General features: G+C 69.5%; 27 protein-coding genes and 1 tRNA gene. 17 read left to right on the plus strand and 11 right to left on the minus strand.

Annotated elements, in window-relative coordinates; all coding sequences use genetic code 11:
* Positions 1-60 precede the first annotated feature (60 nt).
* From DDF67_RS18735 to DDF67_RS18770, 8 genes are all read left to right on the plus strand, one after another.
* The gene (locus DDF67_RS18735; RefSeq protein WP_109102358.1) at positions 61-1,107 is read left to right on the plus strand and encodes a sulfate ABC transporter substrate-binding protein; all 1,047 of its coding nucleotides are present in this window, start codon (positions 61-63) and stop codon (positions 1,105-1,107) included.
* Positions 1,108-1,266: 159 nt separating this feature from the next.
* Positions 1,267-2,376, plus strand: coding sequence for a photosensory histidine protein kinase LovK (gene lovK / locus DDF67_RS18740; protein WP_109102359.1), 1,110 nt, complete (start codon positions 1,267-1,269; stop codon positions 2,374-2,376).
* Positions 2,377-2,389: 13 nt separating this feature from the next.
* Entirely contained in the window at positions 2,390-2,854 is a 465-nt protein-coding gene (locus tag DDF67_RS18745; RefSeq protein WP_109102360.1) for a response regulator, read from the plus strand.
* On the plus strand, positions 2,854-3,150 hold the full coding sequence (locus tag DDF67_RS18750) for a SemiSWEET family sugar transporter (protein ID WP_109102361.1): 297 nt from the start codon (positions 2,854-2,856) through the stop codon (positions 3,148-3,150). Before DDF67_RS18745 ends, DDF67_RS18750 begins: the two co-directional genes overlap by 1 nt.
* Positions 3,151-3,210: 60 nt before the next feature.
* Entirely contained in the window at positions 3,211-4,125 is a 915-nt protein-coding gene (argB, locus tag DDF67_RS18755) for an acetylglutamate kinase (RefSeq protein ID WP_109102362.1), read from the plus strand.
* 136 nt (positions 4,126-4,261) lie between these two features.
* The gene (locus DDF67_RS18760) at positions 4,262-4,927 is read left to right on the plus strand and encodes a pyrimidine 5'-nucleotidase (RefSeq protein ID WP_109102363.1); all 666 of its coding nucleotides are present in this window, start codon (positions 4,262-4,264) and stop codon (positions 4,925-4,927) included.
* Positions 4,924-5,769 carry a 2,3,4,5-tetrahydropyridine-2,6-dicarboxylate N-succinyltransferase gene (dapD, locus tag DDF67_RS18765; RefSeq protein ID WP_109102364.1) on the plus strand — a complete coding sequence of 282 codons (846 nt, stop codon included), beginning with the start codon at positions 4,924-4,926 and terminating at the stop codon, positions 5,767-5,769. Before DDF67_RS18760 ends, dapD begins: the two co-directional genes overlap by 4 nt.
* An 86-nt stretch (positions 5,770-5,855) precedes the next feature.
* Positions 5,856-6,305, plus strand: coding sequence for a DUF805 domain-containing protein (locus DDF67_RS18770; RefSeq protein WP_109102365.1), 450 nt, complete (start codon positions 5,856-5,858; stop codon positions 6,303-6,305).
* A gap of 9 nt (positions 6,306-6,314) precedes the next feature.
* Here DDF67_RS18770 and DDF67_RS18775 read toward each other — a convergent pair whose 3' ends face one another.
* Positions 6,315-6,671 carry a cell surface protein gene (locus DDF67_RS18775; protein WP_109102366.1) on the minus strand — a complete coding sequence of 119 codons (357 nt, stop codon included), beginning with the start codon at positions 6,669-6,671 and terminating at the stop codon, positions 6,315-6,317.
* A 138-nt stretch (positions 6,672-6,809) separates the two neighbouring features.
* On the opposite strand from DDF67_RS18775, the gene fmt reads away from it, so the two are divergent.
* Entirely contained in the window at positions 6,810-7,736 is a 927-nt protein-coding gene (gene fmt / locus DDF67_RS18780) for a methionyl-tRNA formyltransferase (protein WP_109102367.1), read from the plus strand.
* The gene (gene truA / locus DDF67_RS18785) at positions 7,736-8,479 is read left to right on the plus strand and encodes a tRNA pseudouridine(38-40) synthase TruA (protein WP_109102368.1); all 744 of its coding nucleotides are present in this window, start codon (positions 7,736-7,738) and stop codon (positions 8,477-8,479) included. Before fmt ends, truA begins: the two co-directional genes overlap by 1 nt.
* A gap of 298 nt (positions 8,480-8,777) precedes the next feature.
* Here the strand turns inward: truA and DDF67_RS18790 are convergent, their stop codons facing one another.
* Genes DDF67_RS18790 through dapE form a run of 5 tightly spaced genes read right to left on the minus strand, consistent with a single transcriptional unit; the run spans position 8,778 to position 12,749 of the window.
* Positions 8,778-9,326 (minus strand): hypothetical protein, encoded by a 549-nt coding sequence (locus DDF67_RS18790; protein ID WP_109102369.1) that lies wholly within the window; start codon positions 9,324-9,326, stop codon positions 8,778-8,780.
* Positions 9,323-9,844: a DUF3916 domain-containing protein gene (locus tag DDF67_RS18795; RefSeq protein ID WP_109102370.1), complete on the minus strand. Its 522-nt coding sequence runs from the start codon at positions 9,842-9,844 to the stop codon at positions 9,323-9,325. Before DDF67_RS18795 ends, DDF67_RS18790 begins: the two co-directional genes overlap by 4 nt.
* Entirely contained in the window at positions 9,844-10,764 is a 921-nt protein-coding gene (locus tag DDF67_RS18800; RefSeq protein ID WP_109102371.1) for a glutaminase, read from the minus strand. The genes DDF67_RS18795 and DDF67_RS18800 overlap by 1 nt, the downstream gene beginning before the upstream one ends.
* 10 nt (positions 10,765-10,774) lie before the next feature.
* Positions 10,775-11,530, minus strand: coding sequence for a hypothetical protein (locus DDF67_RS18805; RefSeq protein WP_109102372.1), 756 nt, complete (start codon positions 11,528-11,530; stop codon positions 10,775-10,777).
* 58 nt (positions 11,531-11,588) lie between these two features.
* Positions 11,589-12,749, minus strand: coding sequence for a succinyl-diaminopimelate desuccinylase (gene dapE, locus DDF67_RS18810; RefSeq protein WP_109102373.1), 1,161 nt, complete (start codon positions 12,747-12,749; stop codon positions 11,589-11,591).
* Between the two features lie 80 nt (positions 12,750-12,829).
* Here dapE and DDF67_RS18815 point away from each other — a divergent pair, with 80 nt between their 5' ends.
* Together DDF67_RS18815 and DDF67_RS25800 are read left to right on the plus strand one after the other, a co-directional pair.
* Entirely contained in the window at positions 12,830-13,309 is a 480-nt protein-coding gene (locus tag DDF67_RS18815) for a cupin domain-containing protein (RefSeq protein WP_109102374.1), read from the plus strand.
* 289 nt (positions 13,310-13,598) lie between these two features.
* A complete protein-coding gene (locus tag DDF67_RS25800; protein WP_199229278.1) occupies positions 13,599-13,736 on the plus strand; it encodes a hypothetical protein in 138 nt (45 codons plus the stop codon).
* A gap of 4 nt (positions 13,737-13,740) precedes the next feature.
* Here the strand turns inward: DDF67_RS25800 and DDF67_RS18820 are convergent, their stop codons facing one another.
* Both DDF67_RS18820 and DDF67_RS18825 read right to left on the minus strand, forming a co-directional pair.
* The gene (locus DDF67_RS18820; protein WP_146198057.1) at positions 13,741-14,049 is read right to left on the minus strand and encodes a hypothetical protein; all 309 of its coding nucleotides are present in this window, start codon (positions 14,047-14,049) and stop codon (positions 13,741-13,743) included.
* An 84-nt stretch (positions 14,050-14,133) separates the two neighbouring features.
* Positions 14,134-14,601, minus strand: a complete 468-nt coding sequence (locus tag DDF67_RS18825) for a COG3650 family protein (RefSeq protein ID WP_109102376.1) — start codon at positions 14,599-14,601, stop codon at positions 14,134-14,136.
* A gap of 47 nt (positions 14,602-14,648) precedes the next feature.
* On the opposite strand from DDF67_RS18825, the gene DDF67_RS18830 reads away from it, so the two are divergent.
* From DDF67_RS18830 to DDF67_RS18845, 4 genes are all read left to right on the plus strand, one after another.
* Entirely contained in the window at positions 14,649-15,776 is a 1,128-nt protein-coding gene (locus DDF67_RS18830; RefSeq protein WP_109102377.1) for a DNA cytosine methyltransferase, read from the plus strand.
* Positions 15,777-15,854: 78 nt separating this feature from the next.
* The gene (gene cysK, locus DDF67_RS18835) at positions 15,855-16,841 is read left to right on the plus strand and encodes a cysteine synthase A (protein ID WP_109102378.1); all 987 of its coding nucleotides are present in this window, start codon (positions 15,855-15,857) and stop codon (positions 16,839-16,841) included.
* A 79-nt stretch (positions 16,842-16,920) separates the two neighbouring features.
* Entirely contained in the window at positions 16,921-18,123 is a 1,203-nt protein-coding gene (locus tag DDF67_RS18840) for an FAD-dependent oxidoreductase (RefSeq protein ID WP_109102379.1), read from the plus strand.
* Positions 18,120-18,578 carry a very short patch repair endonuclease gene (locus DDF67_RS18845; protein ID WP_109102380.1) on the plus strand — a complete coding sequence of 153 codons (459 nt, stop codon included), beginning with the start codon at positions 18,120-18,122 and terminating at the stop codon, positions 18,576-18,578. Before DDF67_RS18840 ends, DDF67_RS18845 begins: the two co-directional genes overlap by 4 nt.
* Here DDF67_RS18845 and DDF67_RS18850 read toward each other — a convergent pair.
* From DDF67_RS18850 to DDF67_RS18860, 3 genes are all read right to left on the minus strand, one after another.
* A complete protein-coding gene (locus DDF67_RS18850) occupies positions 18,575-20,335 on the minus strand; it encodes an ATP-binding protein (RefSeq protein ID WP_109102381.1) in 1,761 nt (586 codons plus the stop codon). The two genes, DDF67_RS18845 and DDF67_RS18850, sit on opposite strands and share 4 nt — an antisense overlap.
* A 193-nt stretch (positions 20,336-20,528) precedes the next feature.
* Entirely contained in the window at positions 20,529-20,816 is a 288-nt protein-coding gene (locus DDF67_RS18855) for a DUF167 family protein (protein ID WP_109102382.1), read from the minus strand.
* Positions 20,817-20,823: 7 nt separating this feature from the next.
* Positions 20,824-21,138 (minus strand): YggT family protein, encoded by a 315-nt coding sequence (locus DDF67_RS18860; protein ID WP_109102383.1) that lies wholly within the window; start codon positions 21,136-21,138, stop codon positions 20,824-20,826.
* Positions 21,139-21,377: 239 nt separating this feature from the next.
* Here DDF67_RS18860 and DDF67_RS18865 point away from each other — a divergent pair.
* Positions 21,378-21,453 (plus strand) — tRNA-Ala (locus DDF67_RS18865).
* Positions 21,454-21,560 lie beyond the last annotated feature (107 nt).

A 21,560-nucleotide genomic window follows, 5' to 3' on the forward strand; every position in this document is an offset into this window, starting at 1 on the left:
GCCTCCATCCGGTTCGTGCGTTAATCGCTCGGACCCATCGGAGCCAAGAGCGACATCGCCATGACCAACGCCTTCAAGTCTCCCACCCGGCGCGGCCTGCTCGGCGCGGCGGGCGCCGGCGCCGCCGCTTTCGGGGCCCCCGCCCTGCTGGCGGGCCAGGCCCAGGCCGCCGGGTCGCTGACCCTGCTGAACGTCAGCTACGACCCGACCCGCGAGCTCTACAAGGATATCAACACCGCCTACGCCCGGTACTGGAAGGACAAGGTCGGCCAGACCCTGACCATCAACCAGAGCCACGGCGGCTCGGGCAAGCAGGCCCGCTCGGTGATCGACGGCCTGCAGGCAGACGTGGTCACGCTGGCCCTGGCCTACGATATCGATGAAATCGCCGACAAGGCCAAGCTCCTGCCGGCCAACTGGCAGTCGCGCCTGCCGCAGAACTCGACGCCCTACACCTCGACGATCGTGTTCCTGGTCCGCAAGGGCAACCCGAAGAAGATCGCCGACTGGCCGGATCTGGTGAAGCCGGGCGTCGGCGTCATCACTCCCAACCCGAAAACCTCGGGCGGGGCGCGCTGGAACTACCTGGCCGCCTGGGCCTGGGCGCTGAAGCAGCCGGGCGGCAATCCGGCCAAGGCCGAGGCCTATCTGAAGGACCTGTTCAACCACGTGCCGGTGCTCGACACCGGCGCCCGCGGCGCCACCACCACCTTCACCCAGCGCGGCATCGGCGACGTGCTGCTGGCCTGGGAGAACGAAGCGTTCCTGGCGCTGGAGGAACTGCCGGGCCAGTTCGAGATCGCGGTGCCCTCCCGATCGATCCTGGCCGAGCCGCCGGTGGCCCTGGTCGACAAGAACGTCGACCGCCACAAGACCCGCCTGGCCGCCACGGGGTACCTCAACTTCCTCTACAGCCCGCTGGCCCAGGAGCTGATCGCCAAGCACCACTACCGTCCGCGCAACGCGGCCGTGGCCAAGAAGTACGCCGGCAAGTTCAAGTCGATCCCGCTGTCGACCATCGACGACACCTTCGGCGGCTGGAAGAAGGCCCAGGCCACCCACTTCGCCGACGGCGGCGTCTTCGACCGCATCTACCGTCCGAAATAGGCGCAGCTTTCACAGCTTGACCATTCCAGGCGCGGCGGTCCCCATGGGGCCGCCGCGTCTTGCGTTTCCACGCTGAAGCTTTGTCGGGAACCCGACCCTTAAAAGCACGTTCAGCCGATGACGGGGCGTCCATCGAACAAGCCGGGGTCGGGCTCAGGAATGACGGATTATCTGAAGTCGCAACGGGCGGGCGATCAGCTCGCGACCGAGCACGGCATCGACGACCCTTTCGCCGCCGCCATCCGCGCCACCCGCATGGCCATGATCGTCACCGACGCCACCCAGGCCGACAATCCGATCATCTTCGCCAACGACGCCTTCCTGCGGCTGACCGGCTACGCCCGGGCCGAGGTGATCGGCCGCAACTGCCGCTTCCTGCAGGGACCCGACACCGATCCCGCCTCGGTCGGCGATCTGCGGCTGGCGATCGCTTCGGGCGAGGACATCGCCATCGACATCCTCAACTACCGCAAGGACGGCAGCAGCTTCTGGAACGCGCTGTACCTCAGCCCCGTGCGCAACAAGCTGGGCGAGATCATCTACTTCTTCGGCTCGCAGCTGGACGTCAGCGACAAGAAGCAGACCGAGGCCCACCTGCGCGCGACCCGCAGCGACCTGGAGGACGCCGTCGAGGCGCGCACCCGCGAGCTGTCCCAGGCCCTGGAGCAGAAGACCGCCCTGCTGCACGAGGTCGACCACCGGGTGAAAAACAACCTGCAGCTCATCTCCTCGCTGCTGCTGCTGCAGAACCGGCGCGAGAAGGAGCCGGCGGTCAAGCACAGCCTGCGCGGCATGCTGGAACGGGTGAACGCCATCGCCACCGTCCACCGCCGGCTGTTCCAGAGCGAGGACGTCGAGCGCTTCGACGTCTCGGCCTTCGTGCGCGACCTTGTCTCGGACATGGCCGGCTCGGCCAATCGCGACGAGATCCGCGTCAGCCTGGACCTGGAGCGCGTGGACGTGCCGGCCTCCAAGGCCGCACCGCTCGCCCTGGTGATCAGCGAGCTGTTCTCAAACGCCCTGCGCCACGGTTTTCCGGAGGGGCGCGGAGGACACATCTCGGTATCGATCACTCGCACGAACGGCGAGTTCCGGATCGAAATCGCCGACGACGGCGTTGGAATGGCTGAAGGGGCCCGGACTTCGGGTTTCGGACTGACCATCGTCCAGCTGCTGTGCCAGCAGCTGAAGGCGCGGTCCGAGACGACAAGCGCCGAGCCCGGAACCCGTGTCGTCGTCAACCTGCCCGTCAACGGCGCGCACCATTAGGAACCAGTGACCCATGCCAGGGCGCGCGTTGGATGTGTTGATCGTCGAGGACGAGGTGCTGCTGGCGGCCGAGCTGGAGTACCTGGTCCAGGAAGTGGGCTACCACCCGGTGGGCTGCGCCATGAGCTCGGACGAGGCCGTGGACCTGGCCAAGTCGCTGCACCCCGATCTGGCCCTTGTCGACGTCCATCTGCGCGATGGCCCGACCGGCGTCGACGTGGTGCGCAAGATCCATGACGACTGCGGCTGCGTGGCCCTGTTCATGACCGCCAATGTCAAGCGCCTGCCGGAGGACTTCGCCGGCGCCTGCGGGGTGATCGGCAAGCCCTATTCCGAGCACGGGGTGAAGACGGCCCTGGCCTATCTGGCCGTCTGCATGGACGAGGGCCGCGCCCCGGGTCTGCCGCCGGTAGGGCTGGAGCTGGCGCCCGCCTTCGCCGAGCTCTGGGGCCTGACCGAAATGCCGCGCACGGCCTGATGGCCGAGATCCACCCCGCCGCCGTCTTCGTCGGGACCGCCGCGGCCCTGCTGTCGATCACCAGCTTCGCCCCTCAGATCGTCAAGATCCTGCGGGAGAAGGACGCCTCGTCGGTGTCGCTGCGGACCTACGTAGTGACCGTGACGGGCTTTTCCTGCTGGCTGGCCTACGGCCTGATGATCAAGGCCTGGCCGGTCGCGCTTTCGAACCTCGCCTGCCTGGCCATGTCGGCCGCCGTGCTCGCGCTGAAATGGCGCTATGGGCGCCAGGGGTCCGGAGACGACGTCAAAGGGTGACAGGGGGGGCGGGGTCCGCTATCGAGGCGCGCCTAATTTCGCGCACCAGGACCACCGCCCTTGACCAACGTCGCCGAGGAAGCTGGCTGGGCCACCGCCAAGACCCTGGCCGAGGCCCTGCCCTATATCCAGATCTACGACCGCGAGACGGTCGTGATCAAATACGGCGGCCACGCCATGGGCCAGGAAGAGGTGGCCAAGCTGTTCGCCGCCGACGCCGTGCTGCTGAAGCTGCTGGGCGTGCATCCCGTCGTCGTCCACGGCGGCGGTCCGCAGATCAGCCGCATGCTCGACAAGGCCGGCGTCAAGTCGACCTTCATCGACGGCCTGCGCGTCACCGACGAGGCGACGATGGAAGTGGCCGAGATGGTTCTCTCGGGCGCCATCAACAAGGAGATCGCCAACTGGATCACGCTCGCGGGGGCTGAAGCCGACGTGCGCGGCGTGGGCCTGTCGGGCAAGGACGCCCGCCTGATCACGGCCGAGAAGGTGACCCGGACCAGGAAGGATCCGGACAGCAACATCGAACAGGCCGTCGACCTGGGCTTCGTGGGCGAGCCGACCAAGGTCGACCCGCACCTGATCCAGGCCCTGCTGACCTCGGAAACCGACTACATCCCGGTGATCGCCCCGATCGGCGTCTCCGAGCAGGGCGAGACCTTCAACATCAACGCCGACACCGTGGCCGGAGCGCTCGCCGGCGCCCTGAAGGCCAAGCGGATGCTGATGCTGACCGACATCAAGGGCGTGCTCGACGCCGACGGCGAGCTGATCCGCGAGATGACGATCGAGCAGGCTCGCCAGCTGATCGCCGACGGCGTGGCCACCGGCGGCATGATCCCCAAGCTCGAGAACGCCATCCACGCCGTGGAGAGCGGCGTCGAGGCCGTGGTCATCCTCGACGGCCGCCGCCCGCACGCCATGCTGGTCGAACTGTTCAGCGAGCACGGCGCGGGCACGCTGATCTCGAAATGATCGACAGGATCCTCCCCCTGTGGGGGAGGTGGCCCGAAGGGCCGGAGGGGGGCCGTTCTCAGCTTCCGCCGCGCCAAGGTCCCTCCCCTTTCCGTCCGCTGCGCGGGCGCCTCCCCCACAGGGGGAGGTTCTAGCCATGGCCGCCGACCTCGCCCACGTCGACACCTGGCTGTTCGACCTCGACAACACCCTCTACCCGGCCGAGACCGAGTTCATGGGCCTGATCGAGGGCCGGATGACCGACTTCGTCGAGCGCTTCACGGGCCTGCCCCGCGAAGAGGCCCGGGCCCTGCAGAAGAAGTATTATCTGGAGCACGGCACCACCCTGGCCGGGCTGATGACCTATCACGGCATGGACCCCGCCCAGTTCCTGGAGGAGGTGCACGACGTCTCGATGGAGAACCTGGTCCCCGACCAGGCGCTGCATGAGGCCATCAAGGCCCTGCCCGGCCGCCGGCTGGTGTTCACCAACGGCTCGCTAGGCCATGCCGAGCGGGTGCTGGGCCATCTGGGCCTGCGGGGCCTGTTCGAGGACGTCTTCGCCATCGAGACGGCCGACTACATTCCCAAGCCCTCGCTGGCGACCTTCGACAAGATCACCAAGCTGCACGCCATCGATCCGCCGACCACGGCCTTCTTCGAAGACAGCGAAAAGAACCTCGTCCCGGCCGCGCGGCTGGGCATGACCACCGTCCTGGTCGGCGCCCACGCGGCCGCATCGACCTCCGAATACGTCCACCACCGCACCAACGACCTCGCCGGGTTCCTGAGCTCGGCGCGCCTGAAGGGATCCGACCAATGACCGCCCTTACACTCGCCGACCTGCAGACCGAGATCGAAGCCGCCTGGGAAGCCCGCGACGGCGTCTCCACCGCCACCACCGGCCCGGTCCGCACCGCCGTGGAGGAAGCCCTGCTGCTGCTCGACAGCGGCAAGGCCCGCGTCTCGGAAAAGATCGACGGCGAGTGGACCACCCACCAGTGGCTGAAGAAGGCCGTGCTGCTGTCGTTCCGCCTCAACCCCAACACCGTCATGCGCGCCGGCTCGCTGGGCGGCGGCGTGGGTCCGTGGTGGGACAAGGTGCCCAACAAGTTCGACGGCTGGGAAGCCCCGCAGTTCGAGGCCGGCGGCTTCCGCGCCGTGCCGGGCGCGATCGTGCGCCGCGGCGCCCACATCGCCAAGAACGTCATCCTGATGCCGTCCTTCGTGAACATCGGCGGCTTCGTCGACGAGGGGACCATGGTCGACACCTGGGTGACGGTCGGCTCGTGCGCCCAGATCGGCAAGCACGTCCACCTGTCGGGCGGCGTCGGCATCGGCGGCGTGCTGGAACCGCTGCAGGCCAACCCGACCATCATCGAGGACAACTGCTTCATCGGCGCGCGTTCGGAAGTCGTCGAAGGCGTGGTCGTGGGCGAGGGCTCGGTCCTGTCGATGGGCGTCTACCTGTCGGCCTCGACCAAGATCGTCGACCGCAAGACCGGCGAGATCCACATCGGCAAGGTGCCGCCCTACAGCGTCGTGGTGCCGGGCAGCCTGCCCGACAAGAACGGCGGCCCGAGCCTGTATTGCGCCGTGATCGTCAAGACGGTCGACGCCCAGACCCGCTCGAAGACCTCGATCAACGACCTGCTGCGCGACTGATCCGCGCCGGATGGGGCGGCCCTGGGGGTCGCCCCGCCTCTTCCTGATCCCTTTCCCCGGCGGACGGATCAGGCTCTTGTCGCCCCATGCGGGGCCTGGCCGACAGACTGAAACCGATCTTCGCCTTCTCCGGCCGCGCCTCGCGGCTGGACTACTGGCGTGCGCAGGTCGGGCTGGCCCTGGCCACCGCGCTGGTGCTGACCCTGACGGTGCTGGCCACGATGGCCGGCGGCTGGCTGGGGGCGGTTCCCGGACTGCTGTTCCTGCCGGTGCTGGCGGCGGGCGTGGCCATCGCGGTGCGACGCCTGCACGACCGGGGCAAGCCGGCCTGGTGGATGGCCGTCTTCGCCGCCGGCCCCTACGCGCTGAGCGGCCTGGCCAGCGGGCTCTACGCCGGCGACTCGGTGCTGATCCTGGCCGCGCCGCTGCTGGCCCTCGCCGCCATGGCCCTGTCGCTCTGGGCCTGGGTGGAGCTAGGCTTCCTGCGCGGCGCGCGGGGCAAGAACCGCTACGGACCCGAACCCGCCCGCCGCTGAAGCCCGCCGCTAGCGGGTGGCCTCGTGGACTTCCTTCTTGGCGGCCTGGCCGGCTTCCTTGCTTTCACGCGTGATGTCCTTGCCGGCTTCCTGGGCCGCGTCGCCGGCCTTGGCGCCGGCGTCCTTGGCCGCGTCGACGGCGTCGCCGGCGGCGGCCTTCAGCTCGGCGGCGGTCTCCTTGCTGCTTTCCTTCAGCGCCGTGCCGGCTTCCTTGACGTCCGGATCGTTCTTGATCTCGTTGGCGGCGTCCTTGATGTCCTGGCCGGCGGCGCTGGCGCCTTCCTTGATCTGCTGGGCGTGCTGGTCCGAGCAGGCGGCGGCCGACAGGGCCAGGGCGGAGACGGCGATCAGGGCGAGGGTGCGCATCTAGTGTTCCTCCGACGATCCGGTTTGCGAAGAGTCGGGCAGAGAACGGCGGTCGAACGGTCGAGGTTCCGACTCTGGGGCTCGCTTGGGGCCGACGCACGGCTTTCCCCAGCGCGCTCCGACCGCTAAACCCCCGCCATGCGCATCGCCTTCCTCGGAACTCCCGATTTCGCCGTCGCCTGCCTGGCCGAGCTGGTCGCCAGCGGCCATGAGATCGCCTGTGTCTATTCCCAACCGCCCGCCCCGCGCGGCCGCGGCCAGGAGCTGAAGCCCTCGCCGGTCCACGCCTTCGCCGAAGGGCTGGGCCTGCCGGTGCGCACGCCGGTCTCGATGAAAACCCCCGAGGAGATCGAGGCCTTCAAGGCGCTGGACCTCGACGCGGCCGTCGTCGTCGCCTTCGGCCAGATCCTCGTGAAGGACGTGCTCGACGCCCCCAGGCTGGGCTGCTTCAACCTGCACGCCAGCCTCCTGCCGCGCTGGCGCGGCGCCGCCCCGATCCAGCGGGCCATCATGGCCGGCGACCCTGTCACCGGCGTCCAGGTGATGCGGATGAGCGAGGGCCTCGACGAGGGCCCCGTGCTGCTTTCGGAAACGGTGCGCATCGACGCGCTGGACACCGTCGCCAGCCTGCATGACCGCCTGGCCGCCGTCGGCGCCCGCATCCTGCCCGTGGCCCTGGCCGCCGTCGAGCGCGGCGGCGCGATCGAGACCCCGCAGAGCGACGAGGGCGTCACCTACGCCAGGAAGATCAGGCCGGCCGAGGCCCGCATCGACTGGACGCGTTCGGCCGCCGAGGTCGACCGCCATATCCGCGGCCTCTCGCCCTTCCCCGGCGCCTGGTTCGAGGCCCCGTCGGACAAGGGTCCGGTGCGTGTGAAGGCCCTGCTGTCGACGGTGGAGGACGCTTCCGGCGCGCCGGGAACGGTGCTCGACGACGCTTTGCTGATCGCCTGCGGCGAGGGCGCGGTGCGCCTGCTCAAGGCCCAGCGCGAGGGCAAGGGCGTGCAGGAGGCCGAGGTCTTCCTGCGCGGCTTCCCGCTGGCGACCGGGACGGTCCTGGCCTGATGCCCCGCTACCGCCTCCTCGTCGAGTACGACGGCCGTCCCTATTCGGGCTTCCAGGCCCAGGCGACCCTGCCCAGCGTGCAGGGGGCGATCGAGGCGGCGGTGAAGGCCTTCTCCGGCCAGGAGCTGCGTATCGCCGCGGCCGGCCGCACCGACACCGGCGTACATGCGACGGGCCAGGTCGTGCATGTGGACCTCGAGCGCGACTGGCCGCCCCAGACGGTGATGAACGCGCTGAACGCCCACCTCACCCGCGAGGCGGTGTCGATCCTTGACGCGCAGGTCGCGCCGGAGGGCTGGCATGCGCGGTTCTCGGCCAACGAGCGGCGCTACCTTTACCGGATCCTCAACCGCCGCGCCCCGCCGGCCCTCGACAAGGGCAAGGTCTGGCACATGAAGAAGGATCTCGACCACGAGGCCATGCATGCGGCGGCCCAGGCCCTGGTGGGCCTGCACGACTTCACCACCTTCCGCGACATGCACTGCCAGGCCCAGAGCCCGATGAAGACCCTGGACGTGGCCCGCGTGCGGCGGGTGGGCGAGGAGATTCATCTCGACTTCGAGGCGCGCAGCTTCCTGCATCGTCAGGTGCGCTCGATGACCGGGACGCTGGTCGAGGTGGGCGCCGGCCGCTGGGCGCCCGACGATGTGAAGAAAGCTCTGGAGGCGAAGGACCGCCGCGCCTGCGGACCGGTGGCCCCGGCCGACGGCCTTTACCTGGTGGGCGTGGGCTACGAGGACTGAAGTCCCGACCCGCGGCCTTCGCCGGCTCGACATCCGGCGAAGGCCGCGAGGGGCCGGAGGCCGACCGACATCGGCCTCCGGAGGAAAGCCCCCGGGGTTGGAGGGAACGAGGGCTTTCGAAAGGCGTCAATCGTCCGAAACGCGCTCGGCGATCCAGACCGATCCCAGCGCCAGCATGAACACGCCGAAGGCGGCGAGGACGAAACCAAGATAGACGAGCTGGGCGATCGGCATGGCGGGCTCCATCGGGGAACGGATGGAGGTTGCGCCCGCGGGCGACGGGTCGCCTTGATCTGGGTCAACCGTCGATCGTGACCCGGGCGCGCTCCAGCAGAAGCTGATCGACCTGGGCCCCGGCCGCGCGAGCGGCCAGGATCGCCTCAGCCAAGCCCGAAAGGCCGTCATTCAGGCGCAGGGCGCGGCCTGATCGCGTTTCGAAGACGATCTGGCCCCAGAGGTTGCTCCGCACGTGGACGACCTCCTTCCAGGCGATCCATGGGCCGTCGATTCCTAGGCTGCTGCGCACCTGCACGCCGTTCTCGTCGAGCCGCATCCGCCAGTTGCCAGCCGCGACGATCAGCAGGAGTCCACCGAGGCCAAAGCCTCCGCACACCATCACCCAGGCCCAGAAGTCGTCCCGGCGTGGTGTCATGTGGCCAAGCAGGCCGATGCCCAGGAAGAACACGGCCATCGTCACGCCAAGGAGGCCCACCGCCGTCTGGATGGCTGGTGTGCGATGCTCGCCGGGCCGCTGCGGAGTGAAACGCGTGACCAGCCATTGGAACAGCCAGAACAGGCCGCCGATCAGACACAGGACGACGGGGCCGACGACAAAAGCGGCGATCATGCCAAGACCTCTCCGATCAGCCAGGCTTCGCCGGTGATCTCCAGCGGCGGGTCGTCGTCGCGATAGAGCATGTCGAAGCCCTCGACCGCGAAGCCCGCTGGGACCCTCAGGTCCAGATGCCGCACGAGGGCCTGGTCGGCGCGGGGCGTCCAGCGGCGCCATTCGTCGTCGCGCTGGCGGAAGGCGTCGTAGGCGGCCGGGTCGAAGAACACGCAGATCTCGCTGGCGAAGAGATCCGGCCAGCCCAGGATCGCCACCACCCGCGTCTCGCCAAGGTGGGCCGGCTTCTCCGCCGCCAGGCGGGCGGCCGTGTCGATCAGCACCTGGGCGCAGGCGGCCTGCACCGGCCGCCGCCCCGCGGGGCCGCGCACGATGTCGCTGCGCACAGGGATCTTCCAGTTGTGGTAGCCCAGCCCCTCCCAGGGCGCGGCGGGAAAGGCCAGGGCGTCGGCCCGCCGGCGCAGCGCCCGCAGCTCGCGCACGACGTCGTACCGGTCGCGGCGTCCACGTCCGTTCATCACAGCACCGAGCAGTTGGTCAGCTGGCTGAACGCCTCCAGCGCGCTGGCGCCGACCACCGACGTGCCGAAGCGGTCGAGCTCTGGCGACCAGACGGCCACCGTCGCCTTGCCGGGAACCACCGCGACGACGCCGCCGCCGACGCCGCTCTTGGCCGGCAGGCCGACGCGGTAGGCGAAGCTGCCGACGCTGTCATAGATGCCGCAGGTCAGCAGCAGGGCGTTGAGGCGCCGGGTCAGGCGCTCGGCGAAGATGGTTTCCTCGACCACGGGCGAGAAGCCGCCGGCCGCCAGCGGCAGGAAGGCCCGCGCCAGCTGGCGGCAGCTCATGGTCAGGGCGCACTGGCGGCTATAGGCGGCGACCACGGCTTCCGGATCGTGGCGCACCGTGCCCTTGCCGCGCATCAGGTTGGCGATGGCGCGGTTCTGCCAGGCGTTGTCGAGCTCGGAGGCGGCCACCGCCTCGTCGATCGCCACCGGGCTGTCGGCGAGGAAGCCGGCGAAGCCCCGCACCAGGGCGGCGGGGTCCTTGACCTTGTCCAGCAGGATATCGGTCACCGCCAGGGCGCCGGCGTTGATGAACGGATTGCGCGGAAAGCCGCCCTCGGCCTCGAGCAAGGAGAGGTGGTTGAACGGCGTGCCCGACGGCTCCTTGCCCACCCGGGTCCACACCTCGTCGCCGATGCGGTTGAGCGCCAGGCCCAGGGAAAACACCTTGGTGATGCTCTGGACCGAGAAGCCCTCGTCGGCGTCGCCGATCACGTGCTCGCCGCCCTCGACCGTGCGCACCGCCATGCCGAACTTCGTCGCCGGCACGGTGGCCAGTTGCGGGATGTAGTCGGGCACCCGGCCCTTGCCGAAGTGCGGTTTCACCAGCACCGCGACCTCGGCCAGGACTTCGTCGATGGAGAGCTCGTTCATGGCTCCCTGTTTAGCCGACGTAATCAGGGTTGTCGGCCCGCAGGCCAAGGACGCCGTCGAGGCGACGCCTGTCTTCCTCGTCCAGCCGCCGCGCATAAAGCCGGACGCAGGCGGAAAGCTCTCCCCGGCTCACAGCCCCATGGGGCACGACGTGAAGGATAGGGGCGTCCTCCAGGCGCTCTATCCAATGCAGCGCCGGCTCGCCCCAGTCGGGAGACAGATCAACCCGGCGGCCCCCAGCGAAGGTGACGACATAGGCCAGCTTGAGCCGCTTCGAACGGCCGTGTTCCACGCAGTTCAAGGCCACGCCGGTCGCCGCGCTCCAGGGCGCCCGGGCGATGACCTCCCGGTTCTTCAGCCAAACGACCTCGTCGATAGTGGCGATACCGCGCCGATGGCCGGAAAATACCGCGACAGCCGCCGTGGCTCCGGCCAAGACCAGGACCAGCAGGGTCAGCACGCGGCCCCTCGCCTTCCGGCCCAGAGTCGGGTGGAGACGCCAGTTTCGGACGCCGAAAAGCCCAGGGACAAAATAGAACGGCACCGCGCCGACCAACAGGGTCAGCCAAGGTGGGGGACCGTCCATGCGCCAGGCCGCGACGACGTTCCGCGTCTCGGCGGCCGCCATCTCCAGACGCATGTCGTTTCGGGCGTCCACCCACAGCAAGGCGGCGATGAACAGGCCCGCCATGCCGACAGCCAGCGCCCAACCCAGCAGCTGCTCGGTCAGCGAGAACTCGCCGTCATAATCTTTGGCCCGGATCATCAGCCCTTGTCGCCCGACGAGGGTTGATGGAGGATTTCAATCCCTGGTCGCACCGTGGCTAGGCGAACGCCTCGAAATACCGCCGGATCAGCGCGGTGTAGGCGCCGGCCAGCTGGCGGACCTCTTCCACCGGCACGCGCTCGTCCACCTGGTGCATGGTCGAGCCGACGAGGCCGAACTCGACTACCGGGCAGAGGGCGCGGATGAAGCGGGCGTCGCTGGTGCCGCCGGTGGTCGACAGCTCGGGCACGCGGCCCGTGGCGTCGCCCACGGCGCCCACGATGACGTCGGTGAAGGCGCCCGGCTGCGTCAGGAAGGCCTCGCCGCTGATCTTGCACAGGGCCTCGACACGGCCCGAGAAGCCCTCGGCCGCCTCGCGGCACTCCTGCTCGATCCAGGCGGCCAGGTCCTTGCCCTTGTGGGCCGGGTTGAAGCGGATGTTGATGCGGGCCTTGGCCGAGGCGGGAATGACGTTGGTGGCGGGGTTGCCGACGTCGACCGTGGTGACCTCCAGGTTCGACGGCTGGAACCCGGTATAGCCCTCGTCCAGCACGCGGCCCTGCAGGCGCGAGAGGATGTCGACCATCACCGGGATCGGGTTGGCCGCCCGGTGCGGATAGGCCACGTGGCCCTGTTTGCCGTCGACGGCGATCCAGGCGTTGATGCTGCCGCGCCGGCCGATCTTGACCATGTCGCCCAGCAGGTTGGCGCTGGTTGGCTCGCCGACGATGCAGTGGTCGATGATCTCGCCCTCGGCCGCCAGGGCCTCGACCACCTTGACCGTGCCGTCCTCGGCCACGCCCTCCTCGTCGCCGGTGATCAGGAAGCTGATCGAGCCGGGGACCTCCTCGGTATGGGCCACGGCCGAGACGAAGGCGGCGATCGCCGACTTCATGTCGACCGCGCCGCGGCCGTATAGCACCCCGTCCTTGATCTCGGCCTCGAAGGGACCGGCGGTCCAGGCCGCGTCGTCGCCCACCGGCACCACGTCGGTATGGCCGGCGAAGCAGAGGTTGGGCTGGGCCGTCCCGCGCCTGGCGTAGAGGTTTTCGATCTCGCCGAACTTCATGCGGCGGCAGTCAAACCCCAGGCCTTCCAGCTGGCGCTGCAGCACGTCCATCGCGCCCTCGTCGGCGGGCGTGACGGACGGGCGGCGGATCAGGGCCTGGGCGAGCTCGACGGGGTCGATGCTGACGGAAACGGGCGCGGGGCTGGTCATGCTGCAGGCTTTAGGCTTCCCATGGGCGGGACGCAAACCACGCACGAATATCTCCCGCTGCGAACACCCCAAGGCCGACCATGCCCAAGATCGACATCGACCAGGCCCCCACCCGTCACGGCACGGCCTATCCCTCGCCCTTCGACGAGCCGTGCCGGGCGCGCAAGCGCTGGAAGCTGGGCGACGCGGTCGGCCTGACCCAGTTCGGGGTCAACCTGATGCGGCTGGAGCCCGGAACCTGGTCCAGCCAGCGCCACTGGCACACGGCGGAAGACGAGTTCGTCTGGGTGGTCGAGGGCGAGGTGGTGCTGGTCGAGGATGAGGGCGAGACGATCCTTCGGGCCGGCGACTGCGCGGGCTTCAAGGCGGGTGTTCCCAACGGCCACCAGATCCAGAACCGCTCGAACGCGCCGGCCGTGCTGCTGGAGATGGGCTCGCGCCGGCCAGGCGAGGACGGCTGCGACTATCCGGACCTGGATCTCATCATCCGCCCGGGCGAGGAGACCTATCGGCATCGCGACGGGACGCCCTACGAGACCGAAAGCGGACGCAAGCGTTAGCGGCGCTGGATCAATTCCCTTCTCCCATCGGGAGAAGGAGGGGCCCGCGCCGTCAGCCGTGGGAGGATGAGGGGATAAGGCGGTCGAGGGTGAAACCCCTCACCCTCCCATCGCTTCGCGACGGGCCCCTCCCTCTCCCTATGGGAGAGGTGGACTTGTGCATGGGCCCGCCGACGCGAGAAGGACGGAATACCGTCGTTCTTGGCCACACTTGCAAGCTCCGCAGGCGGAACCATATGTCGAGCGCGGGCGCTGAATTTACAGACCCGAAACGGACCTGAAACACGCCATGGCGGCCAAGGCCCTCATCGCTCTCGCCATCGTCGCGGCCATCGCCGTCGGACTGCTGCTGCCGATCCCCGGCCGCAACCACAAGGCCGAGGCGACCCAGTCGCAGATCGAGACCATCGACATCAAGGGCGGCTGAATTGCTAGCTGATGAAACTTGCTAGCTCGTCGCCGTCGTAAGCGATGAACACCCAGCCATGATCTTGCTCGTGGAAATCTTCAAAGCGGATTTCCCCAACACAGTACGCATCGCTCTCCGCGCGCACTCGCTCGCCGACATGCGGGCCAGCTTCCAACAGCTTGCAGAAAATATGAACTTCCACTGCGGTTAGCTTTTCACCCTTGGGGGTGGTCGCTTCCGTGTGGGTGATTTCACCATCGTATTCTCTAGACCAGCCGGTCTGACTGACGCGGATCGGTCCAAGAAACTTGCACGCACGAACGATGTTCATGACTTTCTCCATTTGCAGGCCTGCGGCGTCATCCGACGGCGCTATGGAGTTGATCATGCTCTCGCTTAGGGTGAGTCGCAAGCTCTAAGGCCGCCCCTGCTTGGCCAGATCCTCGGTCCGCGCGGCGCATCCCTTTAACGTCGCCCCATCCAGCCAGACCTCGGCCGCATGGCTGAACACCCGGTCGGACATGCCGTCCGAGCAAGGCTGCGGTGTCAGGCGGAAGACCAGCCGATGCCCCTCCGCGCCGGCCTCGCCCGGCTGCTCGGCGTCCCAGACGCCCTGCTCGCCGTCGATCCGGACGCCGGGATTGGGCAGGCTGACGGCCCCGCCCTCCATGCGGTCCAGCGTCAGGACGGTCTCACGTACCCGGCCTGCCCAGAACGGCTCGGTGCCCGCCAGGTCGAAGTCGCCGGCATAGTCGGGACCGGGCGCCACGCCGGCCGGCGCGTCGGCCGGCGCGGACGCCGCCCCCTCGGCCGCGCCCAGCGGACCGTCGCCGCATCCGGCCAGCAGCAGGCAGACGGCGAAGACGGCGGTGGATCGGATCATGCGGGCGCTATCCTCGAAGCGGCGGCTCAAGCTAGAATCCGGCCACGATGAATCACAACGCCCGCCCCGTCTTCTATGAATTCTTCGCCGGCGGCGGCATGGCCCGCATCGGCCTCGGCGAAGGCTGGAATTGCGCCTTCGCCAACGATTTCGACCCGGTGAAGGCGCAGACCTATCGCGCCAACTTCGAAGGCGCCGACGATCACTTCCACACCGGCGACGTCTTCAAGCTGGAGGCGTCCGACCTGCCAGGCCAGGCGGATCTCGCCTGGGCGTCCAGCCCCTGCCAGGACTTCAGCCTGGCCGGCGCGCGGGCGGGCCTGCACGGCGGGCGCTCCTCGGCCTTCTTCGGCTTCTGGCGGCTGATCGAGGCGCTGGAGGACGAGGGCCGCGCCCCGACCACCATCGTCATCGAAAACGTCGTCGGGCTTCTGACCTCGCACCGGGGCGAGGACTTCACGGCCCTGTGCCAGGCGCTGGCCGACCAGGGCTACCGCTTCGGCGCGCTGGAGATCGACGCCTCCAGCTTCACCCCCCAGTCGCGGCCGCGCGTCTTCGTCGTCGCCACCCGCGCCGACGCCAGTGATCTGACCGGCCAGGGGCCGTTCCACAGCCGCGCCGTGCGCGAGGCCGCCGCCCGCCTGCCCCAGGCGCTGAAGGACAAGTGGCTGTGGTGGGCTCTGCCCGCCCCGCCGGCCCGCAACACCGATCTCTCCACCGTGCTGGAGCCTGACGACGCCGTCGAATGGCGCAGCGACGAAGCCACCGCCGCGCTGCTGGAACTGATGGCTCCGGCTCACCGCGCCTCGGTGGACGCCCGGATCGCCAGCGGCGAGCGCGCCGTCGGCGGCGTATTCCGGCGCATGCGCGGCGGCGAACAGCGCGCCGAGGTGCGCTTCGACGGCCTGGCCGGCTGCCTGCGCACGCCGCGCGGCGGCTCCTCGCGCCAGACGCTTCTCGTCATCGACAAGGGCGCCGTGCGCTCGCGCCTGGTCACCCCCCGCGAAGGCGCCCGGCTGATGGGCCTGCCCGACAGCTACGAGCTGCCCAGGAGCGCCACGGCCGGCCTGCACGTGATCGGCGACGGCGTGGCCGCCCCGGCCGTGCGCTGGCTGGCGGAGCACCTTTTGACTCCGCTCGCTGCCAGGAAAACTGCAGCCCTGGCGGCCGAATAGGTCGCTGACAGGCCAATCCCCACGGCCTAAGGTGGAGATCACCCAAGGGTCGAAATTCAAACGCTCCGAGAGATCACCATGGACGACGCTTCCAGCCTGTACGACGCCGCTCGCTTCAAGCGCGCCGGCCGGGGCAAGATCTACGACTCCATCATCGACACCGTCGGCGACACCCCGCTGATCCGCCTGCCGCGCCTGTCGGCCGAGCTGAAGCCCAAGGGCGAGGTCGTGGCCAAGCTCGAGTTCTTCAACCCGCTGTCGTCGGTCAAGGACCGCATCGGCGTGGCGATGATCGAGTATCTCGAAGCCAAGGGTCTCTTGAAGCCGGGCGGTTCGATCGTCGAGCCGACCAGCGGCAACACGGGCATCGCCCTGGCCTTCGTGGCCGCCGCCAAGGGCTACAAGCTGACCCTGGTCATGCCCGAAAGCATGTCGATCGAGCGCCGCAAGATGCTGCTGCTGCTCGGCGCCAAGCTGGAACTGACCCCGGCCGAGAAGGGCATGCGCGGCGCCGTCGCCCGCGCCCAGGAAATCGTCGACGCCACCCCCGGCGCGGTGATGCCCCAGCAGTTCGAGAATACCGCCAATCCGCTGATCCACCGCGTCTCGACCGCCGAGGAAATCTGGAACGACACGGCCGGCGCCGTGGACGCCGTGGTCTCGGGCGTCGGCACCGGCGGCACGATCACCGGCGTCGGCCAGGTGCTCAAAGCCCGCAAGCCGGGCCTGAAGATGGTGGCGGTCGAGCCGGAAGCCTCGGCCGTGCTGTCGGGCGGCCAGCCGGGTCCGCACAAGATCCAGGGCATCGGCGCCGGCTTCGTGCCGGGCATCCTCGATCGCGGCGTCATCGACGACATCGTCCAGGTCAGCAACGACGACGCCTTCGCCATGGCCCGCAAGGCCGCCTCGACCGAAGGCCTGACCGTCGGCATCAGCTCGGGCGCAGCCCTGACCGCCGCCTTCGACCTGGCCCTGCGCGACGAATATGCCGGCAAGCTGATCGTAGCGATCATCCCCAGCTTCGCCGAACGCTACCTGTCGACGGCCCTGTTCGAGGGGCTGTAGGGCGTTCTGAGCGCGTGGTCCTCGTCCTTAGCTTGTCGAAGGACGAGGGTTTCGCCACCGCGTTTCAGGCCCTCATTCCATGACCAAACTCAAGGTCGGCATCGTCGGCTGCGGGGTAGGCGGCATGGCCTCCGCCCTCGCGCTCGCCCGCCAGGGCCATGCCGTGATGCTGCTGGAAGCCTTCGAGCAGCCGCGGCCTGTCGGCTCGGGCCTGCTGCTTCAGCCCACGGGCCTGGCGGCCCTGCGCGCGCTTGGGCTGGAAGACGCCGTGCGGACCGCCGGCGCCCCGGTGCAGGAACTGATCGGCCACGACAGCCTTGGCCGCCGGGTGATGGCCCTGGACTACGGCGACTGGCGGCGCGGCGCCCACGGCGTCGGCATCCATCGCGCCGCCCTGTTCGACGCCCTGCATGCGCCCCTGGCCCCCGCGGGGGTCGAGATCGTCACCGGCGCCCGGATCGTCCGCCTGGAGAACACCGCTCGCCCGGTGCTGCACGACGACGCCGGCCGCGCCTTCGGTCCCTTCGACATCGTGCTGGCGGCGGACGGCTCGGCCTCGGCCCTGCGTCCGCTACTCAGGCCCAGGGCCCGCGCCCCGGTCTATCCGTGGGGCGCGGTGTGGACCAACATCAGCGACCCCGACGGCCGCTTCGCCGGCGCCCTGCGGCAGGTCTATCACCGGGCCGAGGTAATGTGCGGCGCCCTGCCGGTGGGCCTGGGGCCGGACGGCGAGGAAAACTGCACGGCGGTGTTCTGGTCGGTCCCCGTGGCCGGCATGGACGAGTTCCTGGCCGGAGATTTCTCCACCTGGCGCGACCAGCGCCTGGCCCCTTTGTGGCCTGGCCTGGCCGAAGCCTTCGCCGGCCACGCCGACTGGAGCGGCTTCTCGCGGGCCATCTATCGCGACGTTTACGTCGGTCGCTGGGACGTGGGCGCCTGCGCGCTGATCGGCGACGCCGCCCATGGCACGAGCCCCCAGCTGGGCCAGGGCGCCAACCTGGCCCTCGTCGACGCCGTCGAGCTGGCCGACCGGCTGCAGACCGTTCCCTCGCCCGCCGCCCTGAAGGGCTGGCAGGCCGGCCGCCGACGTCATACCGGCCTCTACCAGCTGGCCTCCAGGGCCCTGACCCCGCTCTTCCAGTCGCGCGGCCGGTTCTGGCCGGCGGTGCGCACCTTCGCCTTCACCCCGACCTCGCGCCTGCCGGGCTTCAGGCAAATCGGCGCGAGGCTGCTGACCGGCACGCTGCGCCTGGGCCGCTTCCCGCGCGTTACGCGTCCATGACCCCGCCGACCACCGACGTCTTCGACCCGGCCAAGCGCTCGGCCGTCATGGCCAGGGTCAGGAGCAAGGACACCACGCCCGAGAAGGCCCTGCGGCGCCTGCTGACCAGCCTGGGCGCCCGCTATCGCCTGCATCGAAAGGACCTGCCCGGCTCGCCCGACGTGGTGATGCCGGGGCGCAGGCTGGCCTTCTTCGTCCACGGCTGCTTCTGGCACGGCCACGACTGCAAGCGCGGCGCCCGCGTGCCCCAGGCCAACCGCGACTACTGGCTGGCCAAGGTGGCCAGGAACAAGGCCCGCGACGCCCGCAACGAGGCCGCGCTCATCGACGCCGGCTGGCGTGTCGAGACGATCTGGGAATGCCAGATGAAGGACGAGGCCGCGCTGGTGGAACGGCTGAAGCTTACCCTCTCCCGTGGGAGAGTTTTGATCAAGGGTAGGAGATGTATTGCCTAAGCCGCCGCCGTTCGCGACGGGGCGGCCGACAGCACCTCGACCAGGGCCCCGTGCAGCTGGGCCGGGTCGATGGGCTTGGCGACGTGGGCGTCCATGCCGGCGGCGCGGCAGGCGTCCCAGTCCTTGGCGGTCGAGGAGGCGGTGACCGCGATCACCGGAACCTCGCGGTTGGGGCCCGGCTCGCCGCGCAGGATGCGGGTGGTCTCGCGTCCGCCGAGGCCGGGCATATAGACGTCCATCAGCACCACGTCGAAGGCGCTCGCGCCCAGCAGCTCCAGGGCCCGCTCGCCGGACTCGGCCAGGACGGGGGTGACGCCGAAGGTCTGCAGGACGAGCTCGACGGCCCGGCGGTTGACCACGTGGTCGTCGACCACCAGCACCCGGGTCCCGGCGATCGATGCGGCGTCGGCGCTGGCGGGCGGGGCCTGCGCCTCGTCCAGACGCACGGTCAGGCGTAGGGTCGCGCCCTTGCCCAGGCCGTCGCTGGCCACGGTGATGTCGCCGCCCATCAGGCGGGCCAGTTCACGGCTGATCACCAGGCCCAGGCCCGAGCCGCCATGCCGGCGCACGACCTCGGCGGTCAGCTGGTCGAAGGGCGTGAACAGGCGCGGCAGGGCCTCGGGCTCGATGCCCCGGCCGGTGTCGACGATGGCGATCTCCAGCGTCCAGCCCTCGCCCTGGCGATGGGCGGCCAGGAACACCGCCACCTCGCCCAGCTCGGTGAACTTGATGGCGTTGGACAAAAGGTTGTTGAGCACCTGGCGCAGGCGAAGGCTGTCGCCGGCCACCCAGCGCGGCAGGCCCGCCGCCCCCTCGATGCGCAGCCGCAGGCCCTTCTTCTGCACCTCGGGCCGCCACAGACGCAGGGTGTCGGCCAGGGCCTGGCGCAGGTCGTAGGGCGCGCGCTCCACGGCCATGCGGCCAGCTTCCAGCCGCGAGAAATCCAGAAGGTCGTTCAGCAGGGTGCGCATCATGCCGCCGGCGTCGGCGATCAGCTGGGCGTGGACCTTCGCGCTGGCCTCGGGAACCTCGCTGTGCAGGCGGGCCGCGCCGGCCAGGATGGCGCTGATCGGGGTGCGCAGCTCGTGGCTGATCATGGCCACGAAGGCGCTTTTGGCGGCGACGGCCTCCTCGGCCTCGTGGCGGCGGCGCTCGGCCTCGGCCTTGGCGGCCTCCTCGGCCCTCAGCGCGGCCTCCAGGGTGCGGGCGGCCACCGCCACCGAAACGATCAGCAGCAGCACCCCGAACCACAGGGCGTTGGCCAGGGGCGCGCCGGGATTGGCGGCCCGGCCGATGAACGGCGCGATCAGCAGGTAGACGACGTGCGGCGCCGCGGCCGCCAGGGTCGCCGACCTGAGGCTGACATTGACGACGATGACGTTGAGCAGGGCGCCCGCCAGCAGCATGCCGCCCAGGGTGGGGGCGAAGCGCTCGGATGAGGCGAACAGCGGCAGGGCGAGAGCCCCGAAGATGATCGAGGTGACCGCCGGCATGATCGCCAGCGCCCAATGCCGCCAGCCGGTCAGGAAGCGCTCGGGCGCGGCCTTCAGCCGCCGGAACAGCCACAGCTCGAACAGCTGGGCCAGGGTGTAGACCGCCGCCCAGGCCCAGACCCAGTCCATGCCGATGAAGACGTAGAGGATGACGGCGATCGAGATGGTGGCGACCAGGCGCAGATAGACGTTGCCCCGCCGCGCCGCGGCGGCGTGCACGATCGCCGCTTGCCGATCCTTGACGTTGATGGACCTGGCGCTCATGGCGCTGCCCCCGCTGGCCCGAACTCGAAAAAGTCCCGCCCCACCATGGGCGACAGACGCTAAGAGGGCGTGAAAGAACGCCATTCTCTCAATGGCACGCCGTGGCGGGACTTGGCGAGGGCGGTAAGGGGCTGCCGGGCGATTCGCCGCACCCCGCCCGCGAAACAGGCGATTCCGGCCAGCTCGGAAGGGATCAGGCCGGGCGGCCGAGCAGCCGGTCGAGATCCTCGGGCGTCAGGCCGTCGATCTCCAGCCGCTTTAGGCGGGCGGTCGCGCCGCTCGCCACGCGCACGGCCGAGCGCGACACCGCCAGGCGCTTGGCCAGGAGCGCCACGAGGGCGGCGTTGGCCTCGCCCTCGACCGGCGGGGCGCTGACCCGCACCTTCAGATAGGGCCGGCCGTCGGCGTCGGCGGCCCAGCCGTCGACGGCGTCGCGCCCGCCCCGAGGGGTCAGGCGCACGGCCAGGACGGCGCAGCTCACGGCTGGATCAGCCGAGGATGCTAAGCAGGGTGTTGCGCAGCGGGAACAGCAGGAAGCTCTGCACGCCGATGATCACCAGGATCAGGATGATCGGGGTGATGTCGACGCCGCCCAGCGGCGGGATGACCTTGCGCAGCGGGGCCAGCAGGGGCCGCGTCACCGCGTCGAGGAAGCGGCTGATCTGATAGACGGCGTTGTTGCGCAGGTTGATGACGTCGAAGGCCACCAGCCAGCTGATGATCGCGCTGATGATCACCGCCCACTTCAGCAGGTCCAGGAGGGCGTTGAGGATGAAGAAGACGAAATAGATCAGCGGGGCCATGTGGGTTCCAGGCTGGAGCGTGGCGACCGAAGATAGGATCGGTTTCGGGCGCCCGCCACGCTCGCGGTGTTCGATGAGAGCCGCCCGCTCGCCCCGATGTCGCCATCGCGGCCAGGCCGGCTCCCGGTCGTCGACTTCTTGCCCGCCCCCGCCCTCCCTGGCAAGGCCGAGCTGTTTTCGCCCAAGCCGCAACTGCCGCTTGACGGACGCTCCCGGTCACCGTATCTCCGCGCTTCCTTGGGGCCGTAGCTCAGATGGTAGAGCGCCTCGTTCGCAATGAGGAGGTCAGGGGTTCGATTCCCCTCGGCTCCACCAAGGACCTTTCCGGACATCGATGAATAGGCCGACGGCTCGCCTGGGGTGGCGGACGGATATCGCCTGGCTTCTCCGGCGCCCAGGAGCCTGAACGAAAAAGGGCGGGG

The sequence above is a fragment of the Caulobacter endophyticus genome (assembly GCF_003116815.1).
GTDB classification, from domain to species: Bacteria; Pseudomonadota; Alphaproteobacteria; order Caulobacterales; family Caulobacteraceae; genus Caulobacter; species Caulobacter endophyticus.